The sequence below is a fragment of the Candidatus Xiphinematobacter sp. Idaho Grape genome (assembly GCF_001318295.1).
Taxonomy (GTDB): domain Bacteria; phylum Verrucomicrobiota; class Verrucomicrobiia; order Chthoniobacterales; family Xiphinematobacteraceae; genus Xiphinematobacter.
The window spans coordinates 180,111-205,804 of sequence record NZ_CP012665.1; the positions used below are offsets into that span (position 1 = coordinate 180,111).

Sequence of the window (25,694 nt, forward strand, 5' to 3'; positions counted from 1 at the left end):
CAGGATTGGTTCTGCGGAGATTTTAGCAAACATTCTGCAAGGAAGTGACACGCCCCTTCTCCCCTCTAAGGGGAACGCCAAAGTTCAGTAGACCTGGACGGATAGAGATTTCGGATGAAGAAGTTTTGCTGCCCTGAAAAAATTGCCCTTCCTTTAGGCTTGTTGGGACGGTACAAGTGTCACGTGTCGTGTAGACTATTATCATACACATCCTTTTCTAGGTTCTTGCAGACTTTGGAGGCTGCCGGTGAGCTTAAACGCATTGTGACACCGGTGGATACCAATCTACAAATCACTGAATTAGCAGATAGGGAAATGAAGGCCTCGGAAGGGGGAAAAGCCCTGCTGTTTGACAAGCCTCTTATTGATGGAAAACTATCCACCTTTCCGCTAGCAATTAACACAATGGGCTCGTATCGACGCATAGCTTTAGCGCTGGGCAGGAGCTCTGTGGAGGAATTGGCTGAGCAGATACGTTCTCTCCTTAAGGTTAAACCCCCAAGGGGATTACGCGAGGCCGTTGCAGTACTACTGCGCAAGGGATGCAGCTTGATCCGTGCCCATCCTAAGCGTGTCTCAGGAGGCCCATGCAAAGAGGTAATCCATCGCTTTGATGGACTCACGAACGTGCAGGCACTGCCTTTCTCACTTAAGGCCTTACCAATCTTAAAGTGCTGGCCCCAGGATGGGGGTCGGTTTATTACCCTTCCAACAGTATACACACAGGACCCGGACAGCGGGGCGAGAAACATAGGTATATACCGGATGCAAGTGTACGATGGTGTTACAACCGGCATGCATTGGCAAGTTCATAAGGTTGCAGCTCGCCATGGAAAACGCTACCTCGAGAGAAAGGAACGTATGCCAGTAGCCGTAGCATTAGGTGGAGATCCTGCTCTTACTTTGGCAGCAACTGCACCTCTGCCAGACGGCTTAGATGAGCTGCTCTTTGCTGGATTGATTCGAAGGCATCCTATAGATCTCGTGAGATGTGAAACAGTGGACATCGACGTACCAGCCCATTCTGATTTCGTCTTGGAGGGCTATATAGAACCGGGAGAGCTACGTCCAGAGGGCCCCTTTGGGGATCACACTGGGTTTTATACCCCAGTAGATGACTATCCTGTCTTTCACCTGCAAGCAATTACACATCAGCGAGAGGCGGTATATCCAACAACTATTGTCGGAATGCCTCCCATGGAGGACTTCTACGTAGGTAGCGCCATTCTACGTATTTTTCTACCAATTCTCCAGATGCACTTTCCTGAGATTATAGATGTTGCTCTTCCTGCAGAAGGCGTGTTCCACAACCTTCTCTTTGTGAGTATCCGCAAACAGTATGCCTGGCAGGCATATAAGATTATGCACGGTCTATGGGGAATGGGACAAATGATGTTCAGCAAGTATGTCGTAATAGTAGATGAGGACTGCGATGTTCACAATACAAGTGAGGTGCTTTTTCGCCTCTGTGCTAATACAGATCCCCAAAGGGATACAAGTCTTGTCAAAAATCCGAGTGATGCCTTAGATCATGCACCAACAGCTGCTACACTTGGAACACACATGGGGTTTGATGCAACACGCAAATTTCCTACTGAAGGGTACACACGTGGATGGCCGAACCCTGTCTGTATGTCGCCAGAAATTCGACTTTGGGCAGACAAATTCATGGAAACCCCATGCAAAATAATGTGAGAGTTTTTCCTGGTCTAGCCAATAGCAGCGCCCCAGAGTACAGCGTAGTCCTTACATGAGCGCACAGCGCATATGCATATATACTTGTGTGATTGAAGCTAGGTTTATAGCCGGTGTGGCGGAATTGGCAGACGCGCCAGACTCAAAATCTGGTGTCTATAAAAGGATGTGTGGGTTCGAGTCCCTCCGCCGGCAAAGCCTAACGGCGTCCGGGTTTATGTATTAGTGCGATCCAAAAAACCCCTCATGAGTTAAAAGAATGGCGCTCTCTCTTTCCCGATGCCTCTCAGAGGCTATAGGGAAAAGAGGACGAGGCAGACCAGCATTCCTCCTGTCTAACTGATATGACGTGACAACGCTAAGCCTATTGGGTTTGTTATGCGACCGTACTCTTTATAGGTTGTGTAGATTCCAAAATCCGTGTTTCCTAGTGTTCAGTAGGCAGGATTAGAGGGGGGGTTGCAGCAGAGTAACGAGGTGTTGCTTATAATTTATTGTCCGAGTCGCCCCAGAAATTGGGAGGGTACGGCGTGTCGATATGAAGAAGATTGAGGTCATTATTAAGCCCTTCAAGTTGGAAGAGGTAAGGGATGCATTGTCCAGCCTAGGGATTGAAGGAATGACCATTACTGAGGTGAAAGGATTTGGACGTCAGAAGGGTAGTACAGAGATTTATGGGAGAACTGAGTACACAGTGGAATTTCTGCCAAAAATTAAAGTTGAAGTAGTTTTGTCCGACTCCGCGTTGGAATCTGCTGTATATGCTGTGACGAAAGCTGCTCAGACAGGAAAAATTGGGGACGGTAAAATATTTGTCTCTCCTATCGAGGAGGTTATCCGCATCCGGACAGAAGAAGTAGGAGAGAGAGCTCTCTAACTACCCTTCAAGAAAGCTTGCGAGCAAGAATTTCTCCAACAAGGCTTGGATTAGCTTTTCCTTTAGAAAGCTGTATTACCTGGCCCTTAAGGAAGTTAAGAGCTGTAGCTTTTCCAGCTTGAAAATCAGCCACAGGGTTCGGATTTTGAGCAATTATCTCCTCGCACAGCATCTCAATGACGGCAGTGTCACTAACTTGCCGGAGTCCCCTTTCCCTAACGATGGTGTGAGGGGATTTGCCTGATTCAAACATTTCTGCAAACACTTCCTTGGCCTGTCGACTGCTGACAGTTCCTGCTTCGATTAAGTCAACGAGTTCAGCAAGTGATGAGGGCGGGAATTTACAATCAGACACTTTTGATGATGCCGCAGAGAGGGCACTGAGGAAGTCATTAAGTATCCAATTGGCGACAACCTTCGGTTTTGTAACTGTTCTTGCTGCCTCCTCGAAGAACCTGGAAAGTGCTAGGTCGCTTGCAAGTACTCCAGCATCATAGGAGCCGAGGTTGTATTGCTGGAGAAATCGAGAACGCTTGGCTTCTGGTAATTCAGGCAGTTGGTGAAGGACTTGCTCAATCAACTGAGTTGTCTGGACAGGCATTAGGTCTGGATCCGGAAAATAGCAGTAATCATGTGCTTGTTCTTTAGCGCGCATGAGCTGAGTTTCCTCTCGCACATCATCCCACCTCCGTGTCTCCTGCTGTAAGATGCCACCGCTGGCTAAAATTTCTGTCTGTCTCCGAATTTCAAAGGCCAGAGCGCGGCGGACTCCACTAATAGAATTAAGGTTCTTAATCTCCACTTTAGTCCCAAACACACCGGAATTTTCGTGGCATAAAGAGACATTAATGTCACAACGCAACTGGCCCTTTTCCATATCTGCGCTGCTTACATTTCCATAGAGAAGAACTTGTTTAAGAGCTGTAAGGCAGGCAAAAGCCTCCTCAGGAGAGGTAATGTCCGGTTCAGAGACGATTTCTAGCAGAGGAGTTCCAGATCGGTTAAAGTCTATGCCGGTAGATGTCTCTAGGTGAAAGCTCCTAGCTACGTCTTCCTCAAGGTGAATACGAGAAAGTCGGATGTGTTTATTAGGAGCAGTAACAAATTTTTGTACATCCTTGGGATACGCTTGCTCGTGAAGAAGAACACTACCTCCACGACAGAAAGGTTGTGTATATTGGGAAATTTGGTAGTTCTTGGAGCTGTCCGGGTAGAAATAATTCTTTCGATCAAACCTGCAGATGGGGGCGATTGTGCATCCAAACATAAGACCAGTGAGCACAGCCATCCTAAGGGCTTCCTCATTCATTACAGGGAGAGCACCCGGCAGACCAAGACACACAGAACAAAGGTTGGTGTTTGGCTCGGCTCCAAATCGTACCGGGCACGAGCAAAACATCTTTGAGCACGTTTTGAGTTGGACGTGGACTTCAAGTCCAATCGTAGCGATGTATGGAAAGGGCATGTACGGCTCGTCACTGTGAAGCAGGCTGTGTTTTATTGGAAGAGAATTTCATTAGAAACGCTAAAGAGCTCTTGCAACAATCCGCGTTGCGTTAGTTCCCCCCCCTCCCGTCCTGGGTCCCTCTTCGCATCTTCCCCTGCTCATTTTTGCACCTGCTTAAAGAGCCCCCTCCCTAAGGGGAGGTAACTTGGCGCAGTGGCCCTACACAACTCTTCCCAGAGAGTTAACAAAGGACTTTGGCTATGTGGGGAGCTGGTGTAGGTCTCCTAATATGGGTCTCCATAGAGAAGGAAGAAGGCCTAGAGACTCACTATCTCCTTATGGCAAGGGGGGTTTCGCACTATTTAATCCAGTAAGCAACTCACGCCTTGCATTCGTGCAAGATGTTTTGTGCCTTCTGACGCATAAGATGATCGCAAAGTACCAATGCTGTCATTGCCTCTACCAGAGGAACAGCACGTGGGAGAACACACGGATCGTGGCGACCATGCACAGCTAAGAGTGTATTTTCTCCAGAGACAGACACGGTATTTTGCTCACGTGCAATGGTAGCGGTAGGTTTAAAGGCAACACGAAAGAAAATCGGCTCTCCGTTAGAGATGCCTCCCTGCACTCCACCAGAACGGTTGGTAAGGGTACGTATCGTTGCCCCTTCCATCTGAAAGGGATCGTTATGGCTTGACCCCTTAAGCTGGGTTCCAGCAAATCCAGATCCGATTTCAAACCCCTTAGTAGCCGGCAAACTAAGCATAGCTTTGGCTAGGTCAGCTTCCAATTTGTCAAAGACTGGTTCTCCTAACCCCTGTGGAGTTCCGCGTACAATGCACTCAAGAATGCCACCCACAGAATCCCCTTCCAGACGAACTTCACGGATTCGTGTCTCCATAGCGGAGGAGATCATCATATCTGGACATCGAACCATGCTTTTCTCTATGGATTCTCGCTGAACAGAGTGTATATCCACCTGGGCATGAATGTCGTGAATGGATGCCACGTAAGCTAAAACTTCCCAATGGGGATACAGGGTTTGAAGAACCTTCTTTGCTACTGCCCCTGCTGCTACACGGCCAATAGTTTCCCTCGCAGATGCACGCCCTCCCCCTTGCCAGTTGCGGATACCATATTTCGCTTGGTAGGTGTAGTCAGCATGGGAAGGACGATAAACAGTTTCCATCTCGCAGTATGCCTCAGGGCGTGCGTCTGTATTCGGCACTAAAATGGAAATAGGTGTACCCAACGTTTTCCCCCGAAAAACGCCAGAGAGAATGGAGCATCTGTCTTCTTCTTTGCGGGGGGTCACAATGTCACTTTGACCAGGGCGCCGACGATCCAACTCTATCTGGATATCCTCCTCAACAAGAGGAAGGCGAGGAGGGCAGCCATCAATAACGACTCCTACACCACCTCCGTGGGATTCGCCCCAAGTGCCAACCCGAAACGCCTCTCCGAACCAGCTACCCATCTTAGGGAGTGTATACAGAGACTTCCTTTATTGAAAGTCCACAATTTTCTCTTTTTTAGGGGAAGGTTTTTCTAGATGAAGGAATACGACATATCCAAGCAAGGGAAACTGTGTCTCTCCGGTAACTTACACTCGCTTTTCATATTTCGATCACATTTTTTTTGGGGAATTGATTCCCAACAAGGAAAGCCCTTTACCCAATATCTGCTTGGAAAGTCGGCAGAGAACCAGGCGAGATTGACGGAGCTTCTCTTCCACATTTAGCACGGGACACGCTTCGTAGAAGCTGTGGAAGGCATTTGCAAGCTCAAAGAGATAATTTGCTAAAATATTAGGCCGAAAGTCTTCTAGTACTCTCGGGACTGTTTCTCCAAATTGAAGAAGCCTGAGAGCAAGGATGCGCTCTTCAGGAACATGGAGACAGAAGGCAGGAGTTTCCGGTAAGGTACCTTGTAATTTTCTAAAAATCGACCGGACGCGCACATAAGCATTCTGGAGATACGGAGCGGTATTGCCCTGGAAAGAAAGCATTTTTTCCCAAGAGAAGACGTAGTCGGTAAGACGATTTTGGGAAAGCTCAGCGTACTTTACTGCGCCGATACCAATTGTACAGGCTACTTCTGCCTTCTCTTCAATAGAAAGTGAGGGATTTTTTTGTCCTATGACCTGAGTAGCTCTAGTAATAGCCTCCTGTAGGAGATTTGCTAGCGGGACATTATCACCAGCTCGAGTTTTCATCATCTTGCGATCCTTTCCAAGAATGCTGCCAAAAGCGACATGAGTTAGTTCAGCCCGAATACCTAACCGGCGTGCTATCTCAAAAACCTGTTGGAAATGAAGGGATTGTGGAGCACCTGCTACATACCAAATGGCATCCGGATTCCAGGCTTTGATGCGGTACTCCAGCGTGGCGAGATCCGTCGTAGCATACAAGAACCCTCCGTCGCTTTTTCTAACCATGCACGGCTTATCTGTCAGCTTAGGAGTCTCTGGGAAAAAGACGCAGACAGCCCCTTGGCTTAACCGAGCAATACCAGCGGCTAGCAGACGCTCTACCAGGGGGGAAAGCGCATGGTTATAGAAGCTTTCCCCCAACTGATGGTCAAAACGAATACCGAGAACCCTATAGACATCCTCAAATTCTTTCCATGAAAACTCTACAATTTTACCCCAAATGGAAAGATTTTCAGGGTCGCCTTGCTGTAACAGGACTAGCTCCTCACGTATTTTATCAGAAACATTTGGGTTTTCCTCCTCTAGACGACTAACCTCTCGATAGAGACGTACTAACTCAGCTATTGGCTTGCAAGCTAAGCGGTCCGAATCCAAGAGGTGCTTCCAGCCGTAAATCACCTTGCCAAACTGAGTACCCCAGTCTCCAACGTGGTTATCAGTAATGACTTTATGTCCGAGAAATTGAGCAATACGAGCAAGAGCATCACCTAGGACCGTAGTTCGGATGTGTCCAACATGCATAGGTTTGGCTACGTTAGGGGAACTAAAATCGATCACGATACGTCTAGGGGAAGATGTACAAGGAACACCAAGGCGGGGATCGTAGGAAAGCTGTACCAGATGTTGAACAAGGTGACTATTCAAGATGCGAAAGTTCAGAAATCCTGCTCCAGCGATTCTCGGCCGGAGGCTAAGGTCAGAAACGTCTATCTGGGAGAGAATTTGTGCAGCAACTGTTTTTGGGTCTTCCCGGAGGGACTTGGCTAACACCATAGCAGTATTTGACTGATAGTCCCCAAAGTGAGATGCTGCGGTCGGGGAGATTTCAGCAGAATTCTCCGGGAGCCCAAGTTTTGTAAGAGCTTTACTAAGCCGAGCTATCAGCTCCTTGCGTAAGGAGAGGTTCATAGAGAGAGCAGTCAACGGGACTTATGCACGGTTTGTAAACACGCCCAAAACTTGTTGTACATCTTTAGCCTTAGCTAGACCATCCCGCACGGTTTTGTCGTTCAGAAACTTAGCAATGGCTGCAAGAGTACGAAGATGAGTCTGGAACTGGCTACTTGGCACAATAAAAAGGACAACGAAATATACTGGAGCATTGTCCAAAGCATCAAAAGAGATGCCTTTAGAGGATCTTCCGAAACCAGCGACTACACTAGAGACACACTCCAACGAAGCATGAGGGATAGCGATACCATAACCGATCCCAGTGCTCATCGTTTCTTCCCTTCGCCGCAAAGCCTCCAAGACGTTTTGCTTGTCTTTTTTCTCAATCTTGCCTTGCTGGATTAAAAGGGACGCTAATTCTGTAATGGCGTCCCACCGCTTAGTGGATTTCATCTCCAGGATGATCTGCTGGGCAGATAAAAGATTAGCTAACATCATTGCTCGGAAAACATCTGCAGGTTACTAGTGGCCTCCTTGATTACAAGCATGGATTCTCTCCACAGTCAGTGCAGACTCAACAAGCTATACTCAGGTTAATTGGGACTCTCCAAGAAATATCCATTGATCTTCTCGTAATAGGAAGAAGGCAATAGAGAAACTGGGCCCAAGTAAACCCAGTGTGGGATCGCCGGACATTTTTGGGAATGACATGATGGCTGGTCGCCTTCGTCTGCTGAAGGAAGGGTATAAAAATTGCTTCCTCCCTTTTAGTTTAGGTATCGTAGCCGGAAGAGTTCCGGGCAGTAACTGATACTCTCCTAACTGGATAGTAAAACATTAAGGAAAAATCCCTCCCATAAGGGACTGCTATTGCATAATAGTAACCATCTCCTACGGCTTTCCGATGAGAGCTTCTTGCAAACACCCTCGCACTTCCCGCGCCTACAACCAGATATAACACGCTACGCCATCAGACCGAGAGGGACACTGTAGGGGGGATAAAGCATCTTAGGGGAACGCGCCCCAACCAACCTCGGGGCCCCCTACGGTAAGCAGCAGGTAGAAGAGGAACAAAGAATATCCAAGCGATAACTGTTGCATCCCCTGCTGAGGAAGAGTCATTCGTGCACCAGTAAACAAAGTAGTTGTGCGTACCCGCACGGAAAAGGAAAAGGGATTCTAGCCCCAGCAAAGACAGCGCATGGGAACGGCCCCTTATGGCAGAAGGACATCTCTCTCTTGCCAAGCGGATACTTCTGGAGACAGGAAGAGGGAATATCCGTCTGCTAAAGATAGCACGCCTGGACTTACACCTACAGTGGTAGATGCACGGAGAGAGAAGGGTAGAAAGTCATCTCTCTGGAAGGAAATTTTTATGGAGCCCTACGTAGCGCACTCGCATGGAACGAAGCCTCCCTCTAACGAAATAGGCGAATTCCTGCCCTTACGTTGTGGTGTCTTATGCTTCAGCCAAGCTCTTAAGCTTAGAGAGAACGGAATGCCTCCATAACACGCAAAGGATCACCAACAAGGGGGTAGTATGTAATAGCCTATCTATTAAATTAACATTTAGATAGAATTCTAAACGATTGAAGAAAGCTTGGTTTTACTATCCTAACATCACCGGCCGTCTGTCATATGACGGGCAATTGATAAACACCATGTCTAATATAAGTGTTTTTGGTCCTAAGGAGACACCATGTGACTTTGTTTGTGGTAGTGTGTGACATCGGCACACTTTACTCCCTTATAGAGAGGGGATTTGCCTAACTATCCAAGGAACTGGACCGCCTCTTTCTTAGTCTCTCTCATTGGAATTCTTCTTTAGTTTCTCAGTCCTTAGCATTACGCGTCGTTGCATAACCCTGCCTGGTCTAAATTTTACCGTCGCTCGGGCTGGGATAACCACATCTATTTCTGGCTTGTTAGGGTTGCGACCGATCCTTGCTTTTGTCAGCTTGACCTCGAATACGCCAAAGTTGCGTAGTTCTACGTCTTGCCCCTTAGCCAGAGATTCAACGATGTAGTCCAGAGTCTTTTGTATCACTTGGGAAACATCCTGCTGTACCAGATTAAGTTCTTCACTGACGCTCAGTACCAGACTGCGCTTAGTAAGGTTACCTAGTTTCATTACCTCAATTGCTAATTCAATAGTTCACTTTGTTGTCGTCTGTGAGCGTTGAGTATAAGTCACATGATATGACGTTGCAACACTGGGACTATACCCGCATCCAATCTGGTATAGGGAGCGAGCTTGGTCCGCTCTGACACAAGAAAAGATGGAATCTAAAATGTCAAGACTGCTTGTCGATACGCCACCCGGTAAAACTGGTGACAGGGAAAGAATAACTAGACCATTGGTAGCAAAAAGACCTTTTCAGATAGAACGAATGCGTTGCCCTGTAATTTCTAGGGACCTGCATGCTTAACTCGGCCAAGCATAATACCGTAGAAGTTCAGCAGGTCCATCCCTGGTGGAACCACCAGGCTAGTTACTCTTCTATTCCGTATTGGCCCACACATGGAAGGGACACTCCGAGTGCATAAGAAGTCTACCACAATAATTCTATCTGTTGCCTCCCCTCAGGCACTTTGGTTTATTGAATATGCAATCTTTTTTTAGACGAAAGAGCCGAAAGTAAAATCGCCCGAGGTGAGAACACCTCAAATGGAGTAGAGCCGTCTCGCTTTCAATGAAAATTAGCCCTTGAGTTTCAGCTCTTTCCACAGTATCTTTGCTATTAGATGGGAGGCTTCTCCCCTTCCCCTTTCTGCAAGAAAGTTAGGAGTACAAGTTTTCGGGGAAAAGGAGGAAGCGCTCGCTTGCCCCTTCACAGCACTCGATGCTGCCTAACCTGCCGTAACTTCAGAAGGGGAGAAGCCTTCCACTCGTCTTGCTTGATGGATCCAGTTTGCAATTCCTCAGCAAAAAGTGGCCACCCAGTGGTGCACAATGTTGTCCAACGGCGTTTCTTGCTCCATACTGCTATTTTTTTCTGAGAGAGCCCTCTTTCCCCTATTGCAAAAGGAAAAAGTGTTGTCTTTCCTTTGTGCTCCCGCGTAATGACTTGAGGATGGAGGTTATCGAGGGTACGGTCACGCAGTGATGCAGGCGATGTTTTGCAAATGCCGCGTGGTACTCACTGCTCTCCTACTTACCTGGACACTTTGGATTCCTAGGCTGGCTATGTCCGAGGTCAATACAGTTCCGAGTAGTTTTCACCCATGTTCTGTGCCTGCACGCGCCATTTACGAGCTCTCCGTACTGGTGTTAGCAATTTGCTCTGGGATTTTTGTGGTGGTTACAGCGATGCTTCTATTTGTAGTGGTACGTTACCGTAGACGTCCTACGGATAGTGCGCAGGAGCCTCCTCAAATTTACGGCAGTTCACAAATTGAATTAGCTTGGACAGTAGTTCCTATTATAATTACACTCGTGCTGATCTTAGTGACGGCCCGCACTATTGGAGAAATCCAGAACAAAAATCTTCCAGAAGATGCATTGATGGTAGAGGTGATAGGACATCAGTGGTGGTGGGAGGTGGGCTATCCCCAGTACGGAGTGAGGACAGCAAATGAAATTCACGTGCCGGTCAGTTCTTCTGCTCATCCAGCACCCACTCGAATCATATTGAAATCTGCAGATGTACTTCATAGCTTTTGGGTGCCGCAGCTTGCTGGGAAGATGCAATTGGTCCCCAACAAAATCAACATGACCTGGATTGAACCTCTGCAAACGGGAGTGTACTTGGGCAGCTGTGCCCAGTACTGTGGAGCCCAGCACGCTTTCATGCTACTGCGTGTGATAGTACATACCCCAGAGGGATTCCAGCGTTGGGTCGCCAGTCAAAAGGGACTTTTTGCTGGGTCATTGGCTACGGCAGCCGCAACTACTTCGCGTAGAGTCTCGAGCAAAAATAGTACAGACCTAGCAGCTAATGGGAGGAAGACGTTCTTTTCAACTGCTTGCGTAAGCTGTCATCGAATTGATGGGACCACTGCGCAGGGTACCTTTGGACCGGATTTAACACACTTAATGAGTCGACATACTATCGGGGCAGGAGTGGCTAAAAATACACACCAAAACCTTGCCACCTGGGTACGTGACCCACAGCTCCTAAAGCCAGGTTGCTTTATGCCAGACATGCACTTAACTCCATCCCAAATCCACGAAGTTGTAACCTATTTGGAGACCTTGCAATAGGGAACAGCCGTAGAAAATAGAGTGAGTACCCATACTAATACTATTCCTACAAAGATGGGGGCGGGGAGGAAAGCCCTTCCTGGTTTAGTTCAGGAGCTTGTTTATACAGTTGACCATAAGAAACTAGGGATGATGTACCTAGGATCAGGCCTAGTATTTTTTATGCTAGCAGGGATAATGGCGGTCGCCATTCGTGTTCAGTTGGCTGTGCCCAATAACCATTTTCTCAATCCGAGTGCGTTCAATCAGTTCTTTACTATGCACGGCACTACTATGGTCTTCCTGGTCGGTATGCCACTAATACTAGGACTAGCAAATTACCTTGTCCCCATCATGATAGGCACAAGAGATATGGCTTTCCCACGATTGAATGCATTCGGTTTTTGGATATTTTTATTCAGTGGATTTTTACTTTACTTTAGCTACCTGGGGGGTTCTGGAGTTTACGGTATAGGATCTGCCCCGGATGTTGGTTGGTTTGCCTACTCACCTCTAACGGCTAAAGCATTCTCTAAAGGACACAGTACAGATTATTGGACTCTTTCCCTATTGGCTGGTGGTATTGGGAGTATAGCTACAGCTATTAATCTGATAGCCACCATTTTTTGTTTGCGCTGTAGGGGAATGACGCTTAACCGTATGCCCCTTTTTGTGTGGCTTAATGCGGTTGTGGCATTTCTCATCATTCTCGCGATGCCTCCGCTTTCCGCCTGCCAGATCATGTTATGCCTAGACCGTTACCTAGGAGCCAAGTTTTTCGACACTCAAGCAGGAGGCTCTGCCATTCTCTGGCAGCATTTTTTCTGGATCTTTGGGCATCCAGAGGTCTATATTCTGATCCTTCCCGCGTTTGCTATTATCTCAGAGGTCATCCCGGTATTTTCGCGTAAGCCCATTTTCGGCTACCCAATTATGGTAATGGCAAGTGTGATGATCGCATTTATCAGCCTTGGGGTTTGGGCGCATCACATGTTCACTGTGGGGATGAGCTCCGTTAGCAACACCTTCTTTTCAGCCTCTACCTTTGTCATAGCTGTCCCGACTGGCATTAAGATTTTTAATTGGATTGGCACAATGTACGGGGGTAAGCTCCGCATGGAGCTTCCGTTACTATTTTCCATTGCATTCCTGTTCCAGTTTCTCATTGCTGGCTTAACAGGGGTCATGCTTGCTACCACACCCTTCGATTGGCAGCTTAATGATTCTTATTTCGTAGTTGCCCATTTCCATTACGTTCTTGTTGGAGGACTACTTTTTTCCATCTTTGCAGCCTTTTATTATTGGTATCCGAAAATGATTGGCCGCATGTTGGATGGGGCGATGGGGCGTTGGCATTTTTGGCTATTCCTCGTTGGCTTCCACCTGACTTTCTTCCCCCAACATATCATGGGTATTCTAGGGATGCCCCGGCGTATTTATAGCTATCCTGCGGATCGTGGATGGGAGATCGGGAACCTACTTTCCAGTATAGGTGTCATCTTTCAGGCTACAGGGATCCTGATTTTTTTAATTAACCTGCTTTATTCCTACTACAGGGGAAGAAGGGCTGGAGACGATCCTTGGGATGCATGGACACTAGAGTGGGCGACCACCTCTCCGCCTGCTGAGTATAATTTTGAAAAGCTGCCAGAAGTCCATAGTGCACGTCCACTCTGGGATTTAAAGCATCCAGATGAGCCGGATTGGAAACATAACTGAAAAAACGCAGCTTATCCATTTTTGTGTTATATCCATGAGTGACGACGGACCAGGTGGAGCATCATCTCCTGCCACTGAGTGGAAGCTACCCTCTGTCAGAAAGGTAGCTATGATTTCTCTTATCACTGCGGAGAGTGCTTTATTTTGCATCTTTCTCGTTGCCTATGCGTTCTACATTGGCAAAAGCCTGAACCCACCTTCTCCAAAAGAAATCCTTGAGTGGCCTATCCTCGCTTCTATAGCTTTGTTGTCAAGTAGTGGGACTATCGTTTTCGCTGAAAAGGCACTTTATGGAGGTCGATTAGCAAGGTTCCATTGCTGGTGGCTAGTTACTATCCTCCTTGGAATGACTTTTCTAGGATACACGGCTCGTGAGTGGTATGAGTTCATCCACCATCGCCACTTTACGCTTGCTACGAACGTTTTTGGCTCCACCTTCTATTCACTGATAGGGCTTCATGTTAGCCATGTTATTGCCGGTTTGGTCCTGCTTTTGCTTGTTTTCGCCATGAGCCTTGTAGGAAAGGTCAGGGCGGAGCATCATGAGCATGTGGAAATGGTGTCTTGGTATTGGCACTTTGTAGATATAGTCTGGGTAGTTGTCTTTGTTGTTGTCTATGTAATTGGCCGTTAAAGCTAGGGTTTTCTATGTCGAAACTACGTGATTCTCAAGAGCTAGATTGCATTCAGCTGCCTGTACCGACGCCGTGGCCTATGGCAGCTGCATTTGCCATGGTCCTTATCTTTGCTGGGTTGGTAACCAGCCTAGCAGTCTCCTTTACCGGACTCCTTTGTGCAATAGTAGCATTCGTTGGTTGGTTCTTGGACGTTTTTCCACATCCACAACATGGAGCGGTAGAATTGAAACCTCTGGAGGAACGAGCTGCACCAGTGCTGATGACAGAACGCACTATCTCTTACCTGCAAGGAGGTAGTTATCGAGTTCATGTTCCGGTGCATGTACACAGCTATTCTTCCGGAATTCTCGGCGGAATATCTGGCGGGATTGCCATGGCAATTGTAGCTCTGACCTTCGGGTGTCTGGAGGGAAGTGTTTGGTATCCAATCAATCTGGTCGCTACGGCCGGTTTGCCCAATCTAGGAGCCATGGATAAGGAGGGTCTTAAGCAATTCCACTTCTGGGCGCTTTTGGTGGGCTTTATAGTCCATGTTTCTTTTTCCGTCTTAGTCGGGCTTTTGTATGTGGCCTTGCTACCAACCTTACCAGCAAAGTTTGGATGGCTTTGGGGGAGTATTGCAGCACCTCTTATTTGGACCTCTCTAGTCTATTCCTTTCTAAGTGCTATCAATCCTGCACTTGCAGCGCACGTCTCTTGGCCCTGGTTCATTCTTAGCCAGGTAATGTTTGGTTTGGTGGCAGGGATTGTAGTATATAGAACTGCCAGAATCAGCATCATGCAGACCTGGTCTCTCGTAGATAGGATGGGTGTAGGAGGGATGCGAAAGAGGTAAGTGAGACACCTCTACTGGAAAGCTGTGGATACTAGTAGGTTGCTTAAGTTGTCAGTAATGGCGTCGTGGCTATGTGTTACGATAGGTGAGACTTTCTTCCTAGGTGGATGTAGGTTACCTGGCAAGCCGGCCGTTACCGACTTATGGCGACCACCAGAATCCAATTTAGACTTCCATAGCCTCTACACAACTAACTGTATCGCCTGCCATGCAGATCAGCGGGGAATAATTTCCCCTTCCATCAATCTGAACAATAGTGTGTACCTCTCTTTGATTACTCCGGAGAAAATGCGCCAAATTATTTCCGATGGAGTCCCTGGGACAGCTATGCCAGCTTTTTCGGAAAAAAGCGGAGGCCGGTTGACCGAAGCACAGATCAATGTGCTCGTAAAGGGGGTTTATGCATGGAGGCTTCCTGGAGAAACGTTCCCCTCGTCACTACCTGCGTACACCGCTCCTTTAGGAGATGCCAAGCACGGAGCAGCCGTGTTCTCTACATATTGTGCTGGTTGTCACGCAGAAGACATAAAAGCCAAAGTAGAGGGATCGATTATAGGATCTTCCTATCTTGGGTTGGTATCTAATCAGTATCTACGGACAGTAATTATTTCTGGTCGGCCAGAGATTGGCCAGCCAAATTGGAAAGAATTATCACCAATGTCCGATCAAGACGTATCGGACGTAGTAGCCTGGATGTCTGCACAACGTTGTAACGGTAGACAAAAGAGTTCTTTCCTAAATGGGATAGATTACACGTCAGGGCGTACCTCCCGGCTAAGAAACAAGAATGTAACAGAGAAGTGAAAACGAATAACAGCAAGACCACTGAGATAGAGAGAGATACTAGGCTCTGTAAGGGGGGTAACCAGTCATCTCGGCGTGACTTCCTATTAAAGGTGGGTATTGGACTAAATATCGCTGCCGGAGTTATGGTAGGTATTCCAGTAATAGGATATGTTTTTTCTAGCCTTATCAGGAGGCCCAAACTCCATTGGATCGCACTTGGAGAGACCGATTCTTTCCCAGAGGAAGAAACACGCTTATCAAAGTATAGAAACCCAAGCCATCGCCCCTGGGATGGGGCAATTACGGACATTCCTTGCTGGGTCCGCCGGCTAAAGGGGGATGTTTTTCAGGTTTTTGCCATTAACTGCACCCACTTAGGCTGCCCCGTGCGTTGGTTTGCCGAATCCAAGCTCTTCTTTTGTCCGTGTCATGGAGGAGTTTACTACCAAGATGGTTCCAGGGCGGCTGGCCCTCCTCCACGGGGCTTGTTTGAGTATGAAACCAAGATTGAGGAAAAGAAGCTTTGGATTAAGGGCGGAATCCTGCCGACTCTAGCGAATACTCCTCAGAAGGTTTACTTGAATGACTTCACTAAGGAACAAGGAGAAGAAACAGCGAGTGTAAAGTAAGATTAAACACTTTTAAACATTGGCTAGTTGATGCGAATACTGCGAAATGTAGCTTTTTGGCTTGATGATCGCCTGCATATTACCCACCTTTTTAAGGAAACGGCAGGACATCCTATCCCTAAAACTTCTGCAAGTTGGTTCTACGTTTTTGGCAGCGCAACGCTCCTATGTTTGGGTGTCCAGATTGTGAGCGGCATCTGTCTGGCCTTAGTTTACATACCCTCCGGTTCAGAATCTTATTCTACGCTACGTTATCTAACCCTCTATCAAGAGTTGGGATGGCTCTTGCGAGGTATGCACTGTTGGGGATCCAACTTCATGGTTGTTATCATGGCATTGCACATGACTCAAGTGTTTCTCTGGGGTGCCTATAAATATCCTAGAGAGATGACATGGATTTCTGGGTGTGCTCTACTGGTTATCACTCTTGGACTGGCATTTACAGGGCAGATCCTCCGTTTTGATGAGGATGCCTATTGGGGGCTAGGTATCGGTGCTTCCATCCTTGCACGCGTGCCCCTTGTGGGGGACCAGCTTGTCCATCTTGTGTTGGGGGGAGCCATTATTTCAGCGGACACTCTTTCACGCTTCTTTGCTTTGCATGTGTTTGTACTACCAGGATTAGCGTTGGCTATCGTCGGGCTCCACTTATATCTGGTAGTTTTGAAGGGGATCAACGAGTACCCTCAACCGGGAATACAAGTTAGAAAGGATACCTATGATGCTGAGTACCGCACCATTTTGGCAAAGGAGAGTATTCCATTTGTTCCAAAAGCGATTGGTAAGGACTTAATAGCTGCTGCAATTGTCCTTTTTGGTATTGTCAGCTGTGCAGCAATCTTTGGGCCTAAGGGTCCAATGGGACCGCCTGTCCCAACGCAGATTGATTCCGTACCACGTCCAGATGCTCCTTTTATGTGGATTTTTGCTTTGGCAGCATTACTGCCAGACTATATGGAGGATGTAGTCATTTTGGGTGCGCCCCTGCTTTTTGGAGGCCTGTTACTGTCGCTTCCATTCCTTTCGAATGAGGGAGAAAAGAGTTGGAGAAGACGTCCTATTGCCATCTTAGCTGTAATTCTTCTTTATCTCTCTGTTGGACTATTGACTTACTTAGGATACACTGCTCCATGGTCACCAGATATGAATGCTTGGACAGCTGCACCTATTCCCCAAAAGTTTTTGGAGGGCCGTACTCCTCTTGAGCTTGCCGGTGCTTCCATTCTACAGTTCAAGCAGTGTCGTAATTGTCACGCTCTTGGTAGCGTAGGAGGTTGTCGTGGACCAGATCTATCAGATGTGGGAACTCGCTTGACAGCACCACAGCTAGCCCGCCAAATCCTTCAGGGAGGCGGAAATATGCCCGCCTATGGAAAAAACCTTAGCCCTTACGAAATAAAGGCACTGGTGGACTATATGGTTACCCTGCGTCCAAAACATATTCCAGCTACACGTGGATCTATTGCATCCCCGTAAGGCTTCTCAAAAAGCCTGTGTTACAGTTGTTCTCCACTAGAAAATGAGGTTGCAGAGCAGTGTGCCTGGTTTTTTAGAGGAAATGATTTTTTCATCTGCTGACTTTAGTTGTGTGGAGTCTATTGCTCAACACGAAGGGCCGTGTGTTCCATGGAACAGGTAGCAGAAGCCGCAATATTTTCCTGGAATTGGGAGCCAGCGGTTCTGCTTCCCCTCTCCTTCTCCCTGTGGGTTTACAGACGTGGGTGGAAGAAGCTACGTACCTTGGCTCCCTCTCGCTTCCCACTCTGGCGTTTCCTCTGCTTCCTGGGAGGCTCAGTGGTCCTGTTTTTAGCTATTTGTTCGCCACTAGATACTTTTGGGAACCTTCTATTGCAGGTGCACATGGTGCAGCACCTGCTGCTTACGATGATAGTACCCCCGCTCTTACTTCTCGGGTTTCCCTATCTACCTATTCTTCTTGGGCTGCCTCGTGGGTTGGTTGCCAATGTGCTGGGGCCGTTCCTTTCCTGGAAGATATTAAAGATACTTGGAAAATTTCTGACCCATCCAGCAATATGCTGTGGCTTGTTTCTTTTCTCCAATATCCTTTGGCATGTACCTTTCTTCTACGAAGCGGCACTTAAGTTTCCCGTTTGGCACAAAACAGAACACGCTTGTTTTGTGTGGACCTCTTTACTCTTCTGGTGGCCAGTTATCCAGCCATGGCCCAGTCGTGCTTGTTGGCCTCGCTGGACGATGGTTCCCTATTTACTCATAGCAGACCTTCAAAACACCATCCTCTCTGCCTTTCTCTCCTTTTGTGATCACGCCCTTTACCAAACATACGCCATAGCTCCACGCATAGGCGGGATTAGCACATTGGAGGACCAAGCAGCCGCTGGAGCCATTATGTGGGTGCCTGGATCCATTGTTTTTCTGGCACCTGTCAGTCTGATTGTCTTCCAGTTTCTAAGTCCACAAAGATCGGTGATTTACCAACCTGCGATAGTTATTCATAAACCTTTGCCCAATAGTCCTTTTGACCTTCTAAGAGCTCCACTAGTTGGCAGCCTCCTGCGCAGAAAGGCCGTTCGCCGATTTCTGCAGGTGACTCTATTAATGCTAGCAATCTTAGTCATGATAGAAGGATGGTGGGGACCCCAGTTTGGTCCAATGAATCTTGCTGGAATTTTGCCTTGGACACACTGGAGGGGATTAACTGTGATGGGACTATTGATTGCTGGAAATTTTTTTTGCATGGCTTGTCCTTTCACCCTAACACGCGACTTGGCACGGAGGATTCTGCCATTCCAGCGTTGGAGCTGGCCAAAGTGGCTGCGCACCAAGTGGATTGCAGTAGGACTCCTGGTTCTTTTTTTCTGGGCCTATGAAGCCTTCAGCCTATGGAACTCCCCCAGGCTAACGGCAGGGATAATAGCGGGATATTTTTCGTTAGTGGTGCTGATAGATGTTCTCTTCAAGAATGCGGCTTTTTGCAAGTACGTTTGCCCAATTGGGCAGTTCCATTTTGTGCAATCCCTTAATTCTCCCCTACAAGTACAGGCACGAGACGCAACTGTGTGCGCATCATGTCGCACTTATGATTGCATTCGGGGAAGCACCATAGAAAAAAAGAGAAAAAATCGTGGCTGTGAGCTACACCTTTTTCAGCCGCACAAGCATGGGAATATGGATTGTACATTCTGCCTGGACTGCGTGTACGCGTGTCCCAAGGACAACGTCGGTTTAGTTATGTCACCTCCATGGAAAGAATTAGCGCTAGACCATAAACGCTCTGGAGTAGGCAGATATTCACATCGCTTTGACCTAGCAGTACTCGTTGTGGTTTTAACATTTGGAGCATTTGCGAATGCCATGGGCATGGTAACGCCGGTCCTCCAATTGGAAAATACGATAAAAACCCTGTGTGGGATTACTTCTACACTTCCAATAGTTACAGCGTTCTATATCTTGGCACTTCTCGTTTTACCGGCAATCACAGTAAGCCTAGCAGGCTGGTTAAGTCTACGCTTAGGTAAACCCCAAGCAGGCTGGAAGCAAATTTTCTCACAACTCTCCATGAGTTTAGTTCCTGTGGGGTTTGGGATGTGGCTCTCCCATTTTCTTTTCCACTTCTTTACAGCCTCTCACACATTTATCCCGGCCTTTCAGAGATTTTTTTCTGATATAGGACTTCCTCTGCTGGGAACACCGGATTGGTCCATACGTTCCTGGGCCTTTCCGGGGTTATTAGGCTGGGAACTGCTTCTACTTGATCTTGGACTTTTAATGGGACTCTTTGTGGCATGGGAACGTGCAGGCCTTTTAGGTTTAAGTACTTCTCGGTTGGGAATATTTCTTCCATGGGGAACACTCATCTTACTGCTTTACTCAGTCGGTGCATGGATTCTCCTTCAGCCTATGGACATGCGCGGCACTATCTGACAAACCGAAACGCAAGCAAGAGCTCTCCTGGCATCTGTCTCTATACGCCTCGCTGTCTTAGTTTACTCTCCTTCGATAGACACTCCAAATTTTGATTCAAGATTGACCGGCATTCAGTTTTTGTAGAGCTGGTAAAACAAATAAGCCATCTTTGCGAACAAGTTTGTCGTCAAACCATACCTCCCCTCCGCCATAATCTGTCCTTTGGATGGATATCATATCCCAGTGGATACGACTCTTGTTACCGTTTCCTCCTACAGAATAGGCCTGACCTGGAGTAAAGTGAAAAGAGCCTGCGATCTTTTCATCGAAAAGGATGTCACGGATAGGATGAAGAATGTAAGGATTAAACCCTAGCGAGAATTCCCCGATATAGCGGGCACCAGTATCAGAATCCAAAATTTCATTGAGCTTCCTTGTATTGTTAGAGGCAGCCCTTACTATTTTGCCTGCTCTAAATTCTAGATGAATATTGTCAAATGGAGCGCCCTGATAGATCGTTGGCACATTAAAATGCACGTATCCTTCCACGCTACGCTTTATTGGACAGGAAAAAACTTCTCCGTCTGGAATATTCCTCTCCCCGCCGCATATCACAGCCCCAATCCCTTTTATACTGAAGCGGAGATCAGTTTCCGGTCCAACTAGGTTTACCTTGTCAGTTTTCTCCATTAGGCCCTTCAGGGCCCCCATAGCAGGCAGCATGCTCGAGTAGTCAAGCGTACAAACTCGAAAATAGAAATCTTCGAAAGCCTCGGTGCTCATCTGAGCCTGTTGAGCAAACGAGGATGTAGGGCAGCGGAGCACTACCCACTTAGTCTTGTTAATCCGGCAGTCTAGGACAGGGCGCATCATTCCGGCGGTAAGTGCCATATTGGCTTCTGGAACGTCTATCAGTTCTGTCATATTATGCCCCCCTCGTAAAGCGACATACGCTTGCATTTTTTTCATGCGAACCAGCGCCACAGCCCGGCAAACATCTAGCTGTGACTGGCTGACGCCAAGAGCCAATTCGCGAGCAATTTTTGCGCGATGTAGTTGGACAAAAGGAACACCCTCTTTAGAGCGCACTGCGCGAATAAGTGCAATAACTGCTTCATCCGAAACGTCAAAAGCATCTATTAGCACCCGCTCTCCCGCTTTTAAGCGTATGGAGTGTTCAACAAGATGTTTAGCTAATTGGTCATAGCGAGGATCACTCATATGCGCGGCACAGCTTTCAAACTGCTGTACCCCTATCACAAAGGGGCTTACTGCGGGAAACTTTTTCTTCAGTATAAGAACTCTGTGTACAACAGACTCGAGATTTAATGGTTCCTCATGCTCGTCATACTTCGCATGACATCCCAATGTGTCCTGCGAGGGCAATCCTGCAAACGACTATCTCTCCGGGATTCTCCGGACAGAAAAGAGGGGATGCTCCGTCGTTGCGGTAGTTTGTGACCTCCGATGTGTAACCGAGGTAAAACCTAGCAACTTGGCACAGGCCCCCTCCCTGAGGGCATTATGTTCGCGGGGAGACGCTGCGAGACGAGCTAACAGGGGAGACCAAGTAAATCTGAAAGTAAACTTGAAGTGCAGTTTTAAGAAACCTTGCACCAAGAGATACAAGAGGCGGCCAGTATATTACAGGATATCGATGTTTTTAAAGGATATTGACGCCAAAGCATGTTGTGTTTCCTCAAGGGAGATGTCATTGCCACAAAATAGGTCACTCATTCTGGCTTAAGTGCCGTTGCAATAATAGTCTGGAAGTGAGGGGCCTGTCTCTCCCTAGAGACAACGGAGATTTCTGTCTTTATGAACGCAGCTCTCTCCAAGAATTGGTGCAACTCGATTTCAGAAAATCCTAACCAGACATGTGCATATAACTCACGTGCCTGTTCATAGGTGTGGCTCACTAAGTCCAAAATCAAAACCCTCCCACCAGGTCGGAGAATACGTGCTGCCTCGTAGAGGGCGCGCTGCGGGCTGGAGGTGTGATGCAAGGCTTGGCTGAAAAGTGCCAGATCAACCTCTCCATCCTTTATGGGGAGGTTTTCAATATCTCCCAGGCGATATTCTAGATTTTGGCATCCATGGCTACGAGCCAAAGAAGAACCAAATTTTACCATAGCTGCAGAATTATCTACGGCAATTACCCTTTGAGCAGTACGTGCGAGTAGTTGCGAGAGGGTGCCTTCTCCTGCACCTAAATCTGCAATTACTCCTGGAGGAAGAATCCTTAAAAGAGCGTGTGCTAGTGCCTGCCAAGACCTTCCAGGAATATATGCACGGTCAAATTTTCCGGCTAATTTGCTAAAGTACTCCGTCGCCCTATCCTTCCTTTTTTGGAGGGCAAGGAGTAAAGCATTTTTATCGCGGTTAATATCTGGTAAGTCCTCAACAACTCTTCGCAGCAAAAAGTTCAGGGGCTCCAGCCTACCGTGCACGGCGGAGTAAAAAACGTTTTTTCCGACTCGACGCTGAGCAACCAAGGCTTCTCGGTGAAGCAATGCAAGATTAGCCGAAATCCTGGACTGGCCCATGCCAAGGATTTCTTGAAGCTCTGCTACAGTAAGTTCCTCTTCTAACAATAAGGAGAGAAGTCGGAGGCGAGTAGGCTCGGTAAGTACTTTAAGCACTTGAAGGAGGGAACCCATACTTAAGTTTATGAAGTTATTGACATGTTTTGATATGTAGATTTATCTGTTTAAGGACAATGCCCCGCCAATTCGTTTTTGCCTCCGAGTCTGTAGGAGAGGGACATCCCGACAAGGTATGTGACACAATTTCCGATGCCATCTTAGATGCGTGTTTGGTTCAAGATGAAGATAGCCGCGTTGCTTGTGAAATTTATGCCAAGAGCAACCTATTAGTAATAGGAGGAGAAATCACGACGCGGGCCAAGGTGGCTTACAACGACATTGCTAGGAGAGCAATCCGGGAAATTGGGTATGTAGATGACGATGACGTTTTCCATGCTGATAAAATCCTCATTCTCAATGCCATCACAAAGCAAAGTGAGGATATTGCCAGAGGGATAACCAAAAAGGCTAGCAGAAGGAGAGTTGCTGAACAATGCGCTGGTGATCAGGGCTTAATGTTTGGGTATGCTTGTATCGAGACCCCGGAACTAATGCCAGCACCCATTATGTTTGCACATCGTCTCGGCTACGAATTGACTCGTCTACGCAAGCAAGGTGGAATCGGCTGGCTGCGGCCCGATACCAAAAGTCAAGTCTCCGTCGTTTACACCGGAAATAAACCCACTGCTATTTCTAGCGTAGTAGTTTCCACTCAGCACACTCCGGATATCTCACAGAAAGAGATTAAGTCCTTTGTTACTGAGGAGGTGGTTTGGAAGGTACTACCTCTAGAATTGCTTAACAGCGAAACACGTCTTCTAGTTAATCCTACTGGGAACTTTGTGGTGGGAGGGCCTCAAGGCGATGCAGGACTCACAGGGAGGAAAATTATTGTGGATACTTATGGTGGTATGGGGCGGCATGGTGGCGGAGCCTTTTCCGGAAAAGATCCCTCCAAAGTAGACCGTTCTGCGGCCTATATGGGGCGATACGTAGCAAAAAACGTGGTAGCAGCTCAAATAGCAGATCAGTGTGAAGTCCAACTTGCTTATGCCATTGGATGTGCCGAGCCTGTTAGTCTACACGTCAATACTTTTGGAACATCAAAGATAGATGAAGCGCGTATTGAAGCCGCTGTAAAAGCTGTTTTTGGGTTTAGGCCAGCCGAAATTACTAAACAGTTAGGCTTGCTCAGACCTATCTATTCTAAAACCACCAACTATGGGCACTTTGGTAAAGTAGGTGGGGAATTTTCCTGGGAGAGGACTGATAAAATAGAGGCCCTCCGGGAAGCCATAAAATAAGAACTTGAATCCTATGAATACTGCAAACCTAATTTCCCATCAGGCGGACCATCAAGTAGCGAACCTTGCACTTGCCAATTGGGGGCGCAAGGAAATTACCATGGCCGAGCATGAAATGCCCGGACTCATGGCACTTCGGACAAAGTGGAGTAAAGAAAAACCCCTGCAAAACGTGCGGATTACTGGTTTGGTTCATATGACCGTCCAAACAGCGGTACTTATCGAGACTCTCTGCAGACTAGGTGCTTCTGTACGTTGGGCAAGCTGCAATGTTTTCTCCACGCAAGACCACGCCGCGGCTGCTATTGCTAAGGCGGGAGTGGCTATCTTTGCATGGAAGGGGGAGACGCTGGGAGAGTACTGGCAATGTATCTATCGGGCTCTCTGTTTCCCAGGGGGGCAAGGGCCCCACCTTATCATAGATGATGGTGGAGACGCTACCTTTCTTGTTCATAAAGGCTACGAGCTAGAAGAAGGCAGCGACTGGGTGAATGCTTCGTCTATAACCTCTGAAGAGAACATCATCAAAAATCTTCTGAAGCGAGTCCATATGGAAATCCCCTTCCACTGGCATGAGATTACCAAGGAGTGGTGCGGAGTTGCTGAAGAAACCACTACCGGTATACGCCGCCTTTATAAGATGTTAGAACAAGGAAGACTCTTGGTACCCGCCATCAATGTCAATGACTCCGTTACTAAGTCAAAGTTCGACAATTTGTATGGTTGCCGCGAGTCTATAGTGGACGGAATTAAGCGTGCCACTGATGTGATGATTGCTGGAAAGGTCGCAGTTGTTTGTGGATATGGGCCTGTAGGTAAAGGGTGTGCACACGCACTTTGTAGGTTCGGTGCACGTGTGATTGTCACAGAGATTGATCCTATTAATGCTCTGCAAGCAGCAATGGAGGGGTTTGAGGTTACTTGTGTGGAGCAATCGCTTGGAAAAGCCGATATCTATGTGACTGCCACTGGCAATTGTGATGTTCTAACCCTAGAGCATGTCTTTGAAATGAAGGATCAGGCCATTGTTTGCAACATTGGACATTTTGATAACGAGATCCAAGTGGACCGTTTGAACCGACACCCTAGGGTTACTAAGTTAAACATTAAGCCGCAACTAGACTGTTATGAACTCCCTAATGGCCACCAGATTTACCTGCTAGCAGAAGGGCGTCTAGTTAATTTAGGGTGTGCCACCGGACATCCTAGCTTTGTGATGTCTAATTCCTTTACTAACCAGGTGCTTGCACAAATTGATCTGTGGGAGAACCGCAAGCAATACAAAGCTGGGATTTATCGCCTGCCTAAGCATTTAGATGAAGAAGTAGCTCGTCTGCATCTGGGAAAAATTGGGGTCCGACTTACACGACTAACGCCTATTCAAGCAGACTATCTCGGTGTGCCTGTAGAAGGACCATATAAGCCTGAACGCTACCACTATTGAACTAATCCCTGAATTTCTGCCATCCGCTGATTGTGCAAGTTGCCCAATGGAATTTTCATCCATGGAGCCAGTTTGGTTCCTTGGAGAAGGGAGGCCACTTCAGACCAATTTTCATAGGGAAGGGAAGGCCAGTTTTTTCCTACTTAGGATTTTTATAACCAACGTGAGAATCCTAGTGAGGAGCCAGTTTGGAAGTGGCTTCACCAGAAGCTGGCAAAACGACACAACGCCAGTACAGAAGCATGCTACACTCGTCGTTCCATTTTCAATGGAGGCAGAGAGTTAAGCTGAGGAGTTATCGGAGTGCAAATTCTTAGAAGCCCGCTCCGTTCTTAGAGGGCA

19 protein-coding genes and 1 tRNA gene are annotated in these 25,694 nt (G+C 47.5%); 13 read left to right on the forward strand and 7 right to left on the reverse strand.

Going from position 1 to position 25,694, the window contains the following annotated elements; genetic code table 11:
• The first annotated feature begins 114 nt into the window (after nucleotides 1-114).
• The 3 genes from AMD24_RS00820 (at nucleotide 115) to AMD24_RS00830 (ending at nucleotide 2,572) form a co-directional block, all read left to right on the forward strand.
• The gene (locus AMD24_RS00820) at nucleotides 115-1,695 is read left to right on the forward strand and encodes a menaquinone biosynthesis decarboxylase (protein WP_082382985.1); all 1,581 of its coding nucleotides are present in this window, start codon (nucleotides 115-117) and stop codon (nucleotides 1,693-1,695) included.
• 109 nt (nucleotides 1,696-1,804) lie between these two features.
• Nucleotides 1,805-1,890 (forward strand) — tRNA-Leu (locus AMD24_RS00825).
• A gap of 343 nt (nucleotides 1,891-2,233) precedes the next feature.
• Nucleotides 2,234-2,572: a P-II family nitrogen regulator gene (locus AMD24_RS00830; RefSeq protein WP_062100251.1), complete on the forward strand. Its 339-nt coding sequence runs from the start codon at nucleotides 2,234-2,236 to the stop codon at nucleotides 2,570-2,572.
• Between the two features lie 7 nt (nucleotides 2,573-2,579).
• Here AMD24_RS00830 and gatB read toward each other — a convergent pair whose 3' ends face one another.
• The 5 genes from gatB to AMD24_RS00860 all read right to left on the reverse strand — a co-directional run bounded on the left by gatB (nucleotide 2,580) and on the right by AMD24_RS00860 (nucleotide 9,475).
• On the reverse strand, nucleotides 2,580-4,037 hold the full coding sequence (gatB, locus tag AMD24_RS00835; protein ID WP_062100252.1) for an Asp-tRNA(Asn)/Glu-tRNA(Gln) amidotransferase subunit GatB: 1,458 nt from the start codon (nucleotides 4,035-4,037) through the stop codon (nucleotides 2,580-2,582).
• Nucleotides 4,038-4,398: 361 nt separating this feature from the next.
• A complete protein-coding gene (gene aroC, locus AMD24_RS00840; protein ID WP_062100253.1) occupies nucleotides 4,399-5,499 on the reverse strand; it encodes a chorismate synthase in 1,101 nt (366 codons plus the stop codon).
• 150 nt (nucleotides 5,500-5,649) lie between these two features.
• Entirely contained in the window at nucleotides 5,650-7,362 is a 1,713-nt protein-coding gene (gene argS / locus AMD24_RS00845) for an arginine--tRNA ligase (protein WP_062100254.1), read from the reverse strand.
• 21 nt (nucleotides 7,363-7,383) lie between these two features.
• On the reverse strand, nucleotides 7,384-7,842 hold the full coding sequence (locus AMD24_RS00850) for a PTS sugar transporter subunit IIA (protein WP_062100255.1): 459 nt from the start codon (nucleotides 7,840-7,842) through the stop codon (nucleotides 7,384-7,386).
• 1,300 nt (nucleotides 7,843-9,142) lie between these two features.
• Complete coding sequence (locus tag AMD24_RS00860) at nucleotides 9,143-9,475, reverse strand: HU family DNA-binding protein (RefSeq protein WP_062100257.1); 333 nt, start codon at nucleotides 9,473-9,475, stop codon at nucleotides 9,143-9,145.
• Nucleotides 9,476-10,459: 984 nt separating this feature from the next.
• On the opposite strand from AMD24_RS00860, the gene coxB reads away from it, so the two are divergent.
• The 8 genes from coxB to AMD24_RS00905 all read left to right on the forward strand — a co-directional run bounded on the left by coxB (nucleotide 10,460) and on the right by AMD24_RS00905 (nucleotide 20,037).
• Nucleotides 10,460-11,548 (forward strand): cytochrome c oxidase subunit II, encoded by a 1,089-nt coding sequence (gene coxB, locus AMD24_RS00865; protein ID WP_148565160.1) that lies wholly within the window; start codon nucleotides 10,460-10,462, stop codon nucleotides 11,546-11,548.
• A 54-nt stretch (nucleotides 11,549-11,602) separates the two neighbouring features.
• Nucleotides 11,603-13,246 carry a cytochrome c oxidase subunit I gene (ctaD, locus tag AMD24_RS00870; protein WP_062100835.1) on the forward strand — a complete coding sequence of 548 codons (1,644 nt, stop codon included), beginning with the start codon at nucleotides 11,603-11,605 and terminating at the stop codon, nucleotides 13,244-13,246.
• Nucleotides 13,247-13,280: 34 nt separating this feature from the next.
• The gene (locus AMD24_RS00875; RefSeq protein ID WP_062100258.1) at nucleotides 13,281-13,880 is read left to right on the forward strand and encodes a cytochrome c oxidase subunit 3; all 600 of its coding nucleotides are present in this window, start codon (nucleotides 13,281-13,283) and stop codon (nucleotides 13,878-13,880) included.
• Nucleotides 13,881-13,894: 14 nt separating this feature from the next.
• Complete coding sequence (locus tag AMD24_RS00880; RefSeq protein ID WP_062100259.1) at nucleotides 13,895-14,719, forward strand: hypothetical protein; 825 nt, start codon at nucleotides 13,895-13,897, stop codon at nucleotides 14,717-14,719.
• Entirely contained in the window at nucleotides 14,720-15,523 is an 804-nt protein-coding gene (locus tag AMD24_RS00885) for a c-type cytochrome (protein WP_158404313.1), read from the forward strand. It begins immediately after the preceding gene.
• Nucleotides 15,520-16,134 (forward strand): QcrA and Rieske domain-containing protein, encoded by a 615-nt coding sequence (locus tag AMD24_RS00890; protein ID WP_235503196.1) that lies wholly within the window; start codon nucleotides 15,520-15,522, stop codon nucleotides 16,132-16,134. Before AMD24_RS00885 ends, AMD24_RS00890 begins: the two co-directional genes overlap by 4 nt.
• A gap of 30 nt (nucleotides 16,135-16,164) precedes the next feature.
• Complete coding sequence (locus tag AMD24_RS00895) at nucleotides 16,165-17,610, forward strand: cytochrome b N-terminal domain-containing protein (RefSeq protein WP_062100261.1); 1,446 nt, start codon at nucleotides 16,165-16,167, stop codon at nucleotides 17,608-17,610.
• Between the two features lie 150 nt (nucleotides 17,611-17,760).
• On the forward strand, nucleotides 17,761-20,037 hold the full coding sequence (locus AMD24_RS00905) for a cytochrome c oxidase assembly protein (RefSeq protein WP_082382987.1): 2,277 nt from the start codon (nucleotides 17,761-17,763) through the stop codon (nucleotides 20,035-20,037).
• Between the two features lie 96 nt (nucleotides 20,038-20,133).
• Here the strand turns inward: AMD24_RS00905 and AMD24_RS00910 are convergent, their stop codons facing one another.
• Nucleotides 20,134-21,240: an aminopeptidase gene (locus tag AMD24_RS00910; protein WP_062100837.1), complete on the reverse strand. Its 1,107-nt coding sequence runs from the start codon at nucleotides 21,238-21,240 to the stop codon at nucleotides 20,134-20,136.
• A 512-nt stretch (nucleotides 21,241-21,752) separates the two neighbouring features.
• Entirely contained in the window at nucleotides 21,753-22,679 is a 927-nt protein-coding gene (locus tag AMD24_RS00915; protein ID WP_062100264.1) for a metalloregulator ArsR/SmtB family transcription factor, read from the reverse strand.
• 59 nt (nucleotides 22,680-22,738) lie between these two features.
• Between AMD24_RS00915 and metK the strand changes: the two genes are divergently transcribed.
• Both metK and ahcY read left to right on the forward strand, forming a co-directional pair.
• Nucleotides 22,739-23,908, forward strand: coding sequence for a methionine adenosyltransferase (gene metK, locus AMD24_RS00920; protein WP_062100265.1), 1,170 nt, complete (start codon nucleotides 22,739-22,741; stop codon nucleotides 23,906-23,908).
• A gap of 13 nt (nucleotides 23,909-23,921) precedes the next feature.
• Nucleotides 23,922-25,352 carry an adenosylhomocysteinase gene (gene ahcY, locus AMD24_RS00925; protein WP_062100266.1) on the forward strand — a complete coding sequence of 477 codons (1,431 nt, stop codon included), beginning with the start codon at nucleotides 23,922-23,924 and terminating at the stop codon, nucleotides 25,350-25,352.
• The last annotated feature ends 342 nt before the right edge of the window (nucleotides 25,353-25,694 follow it).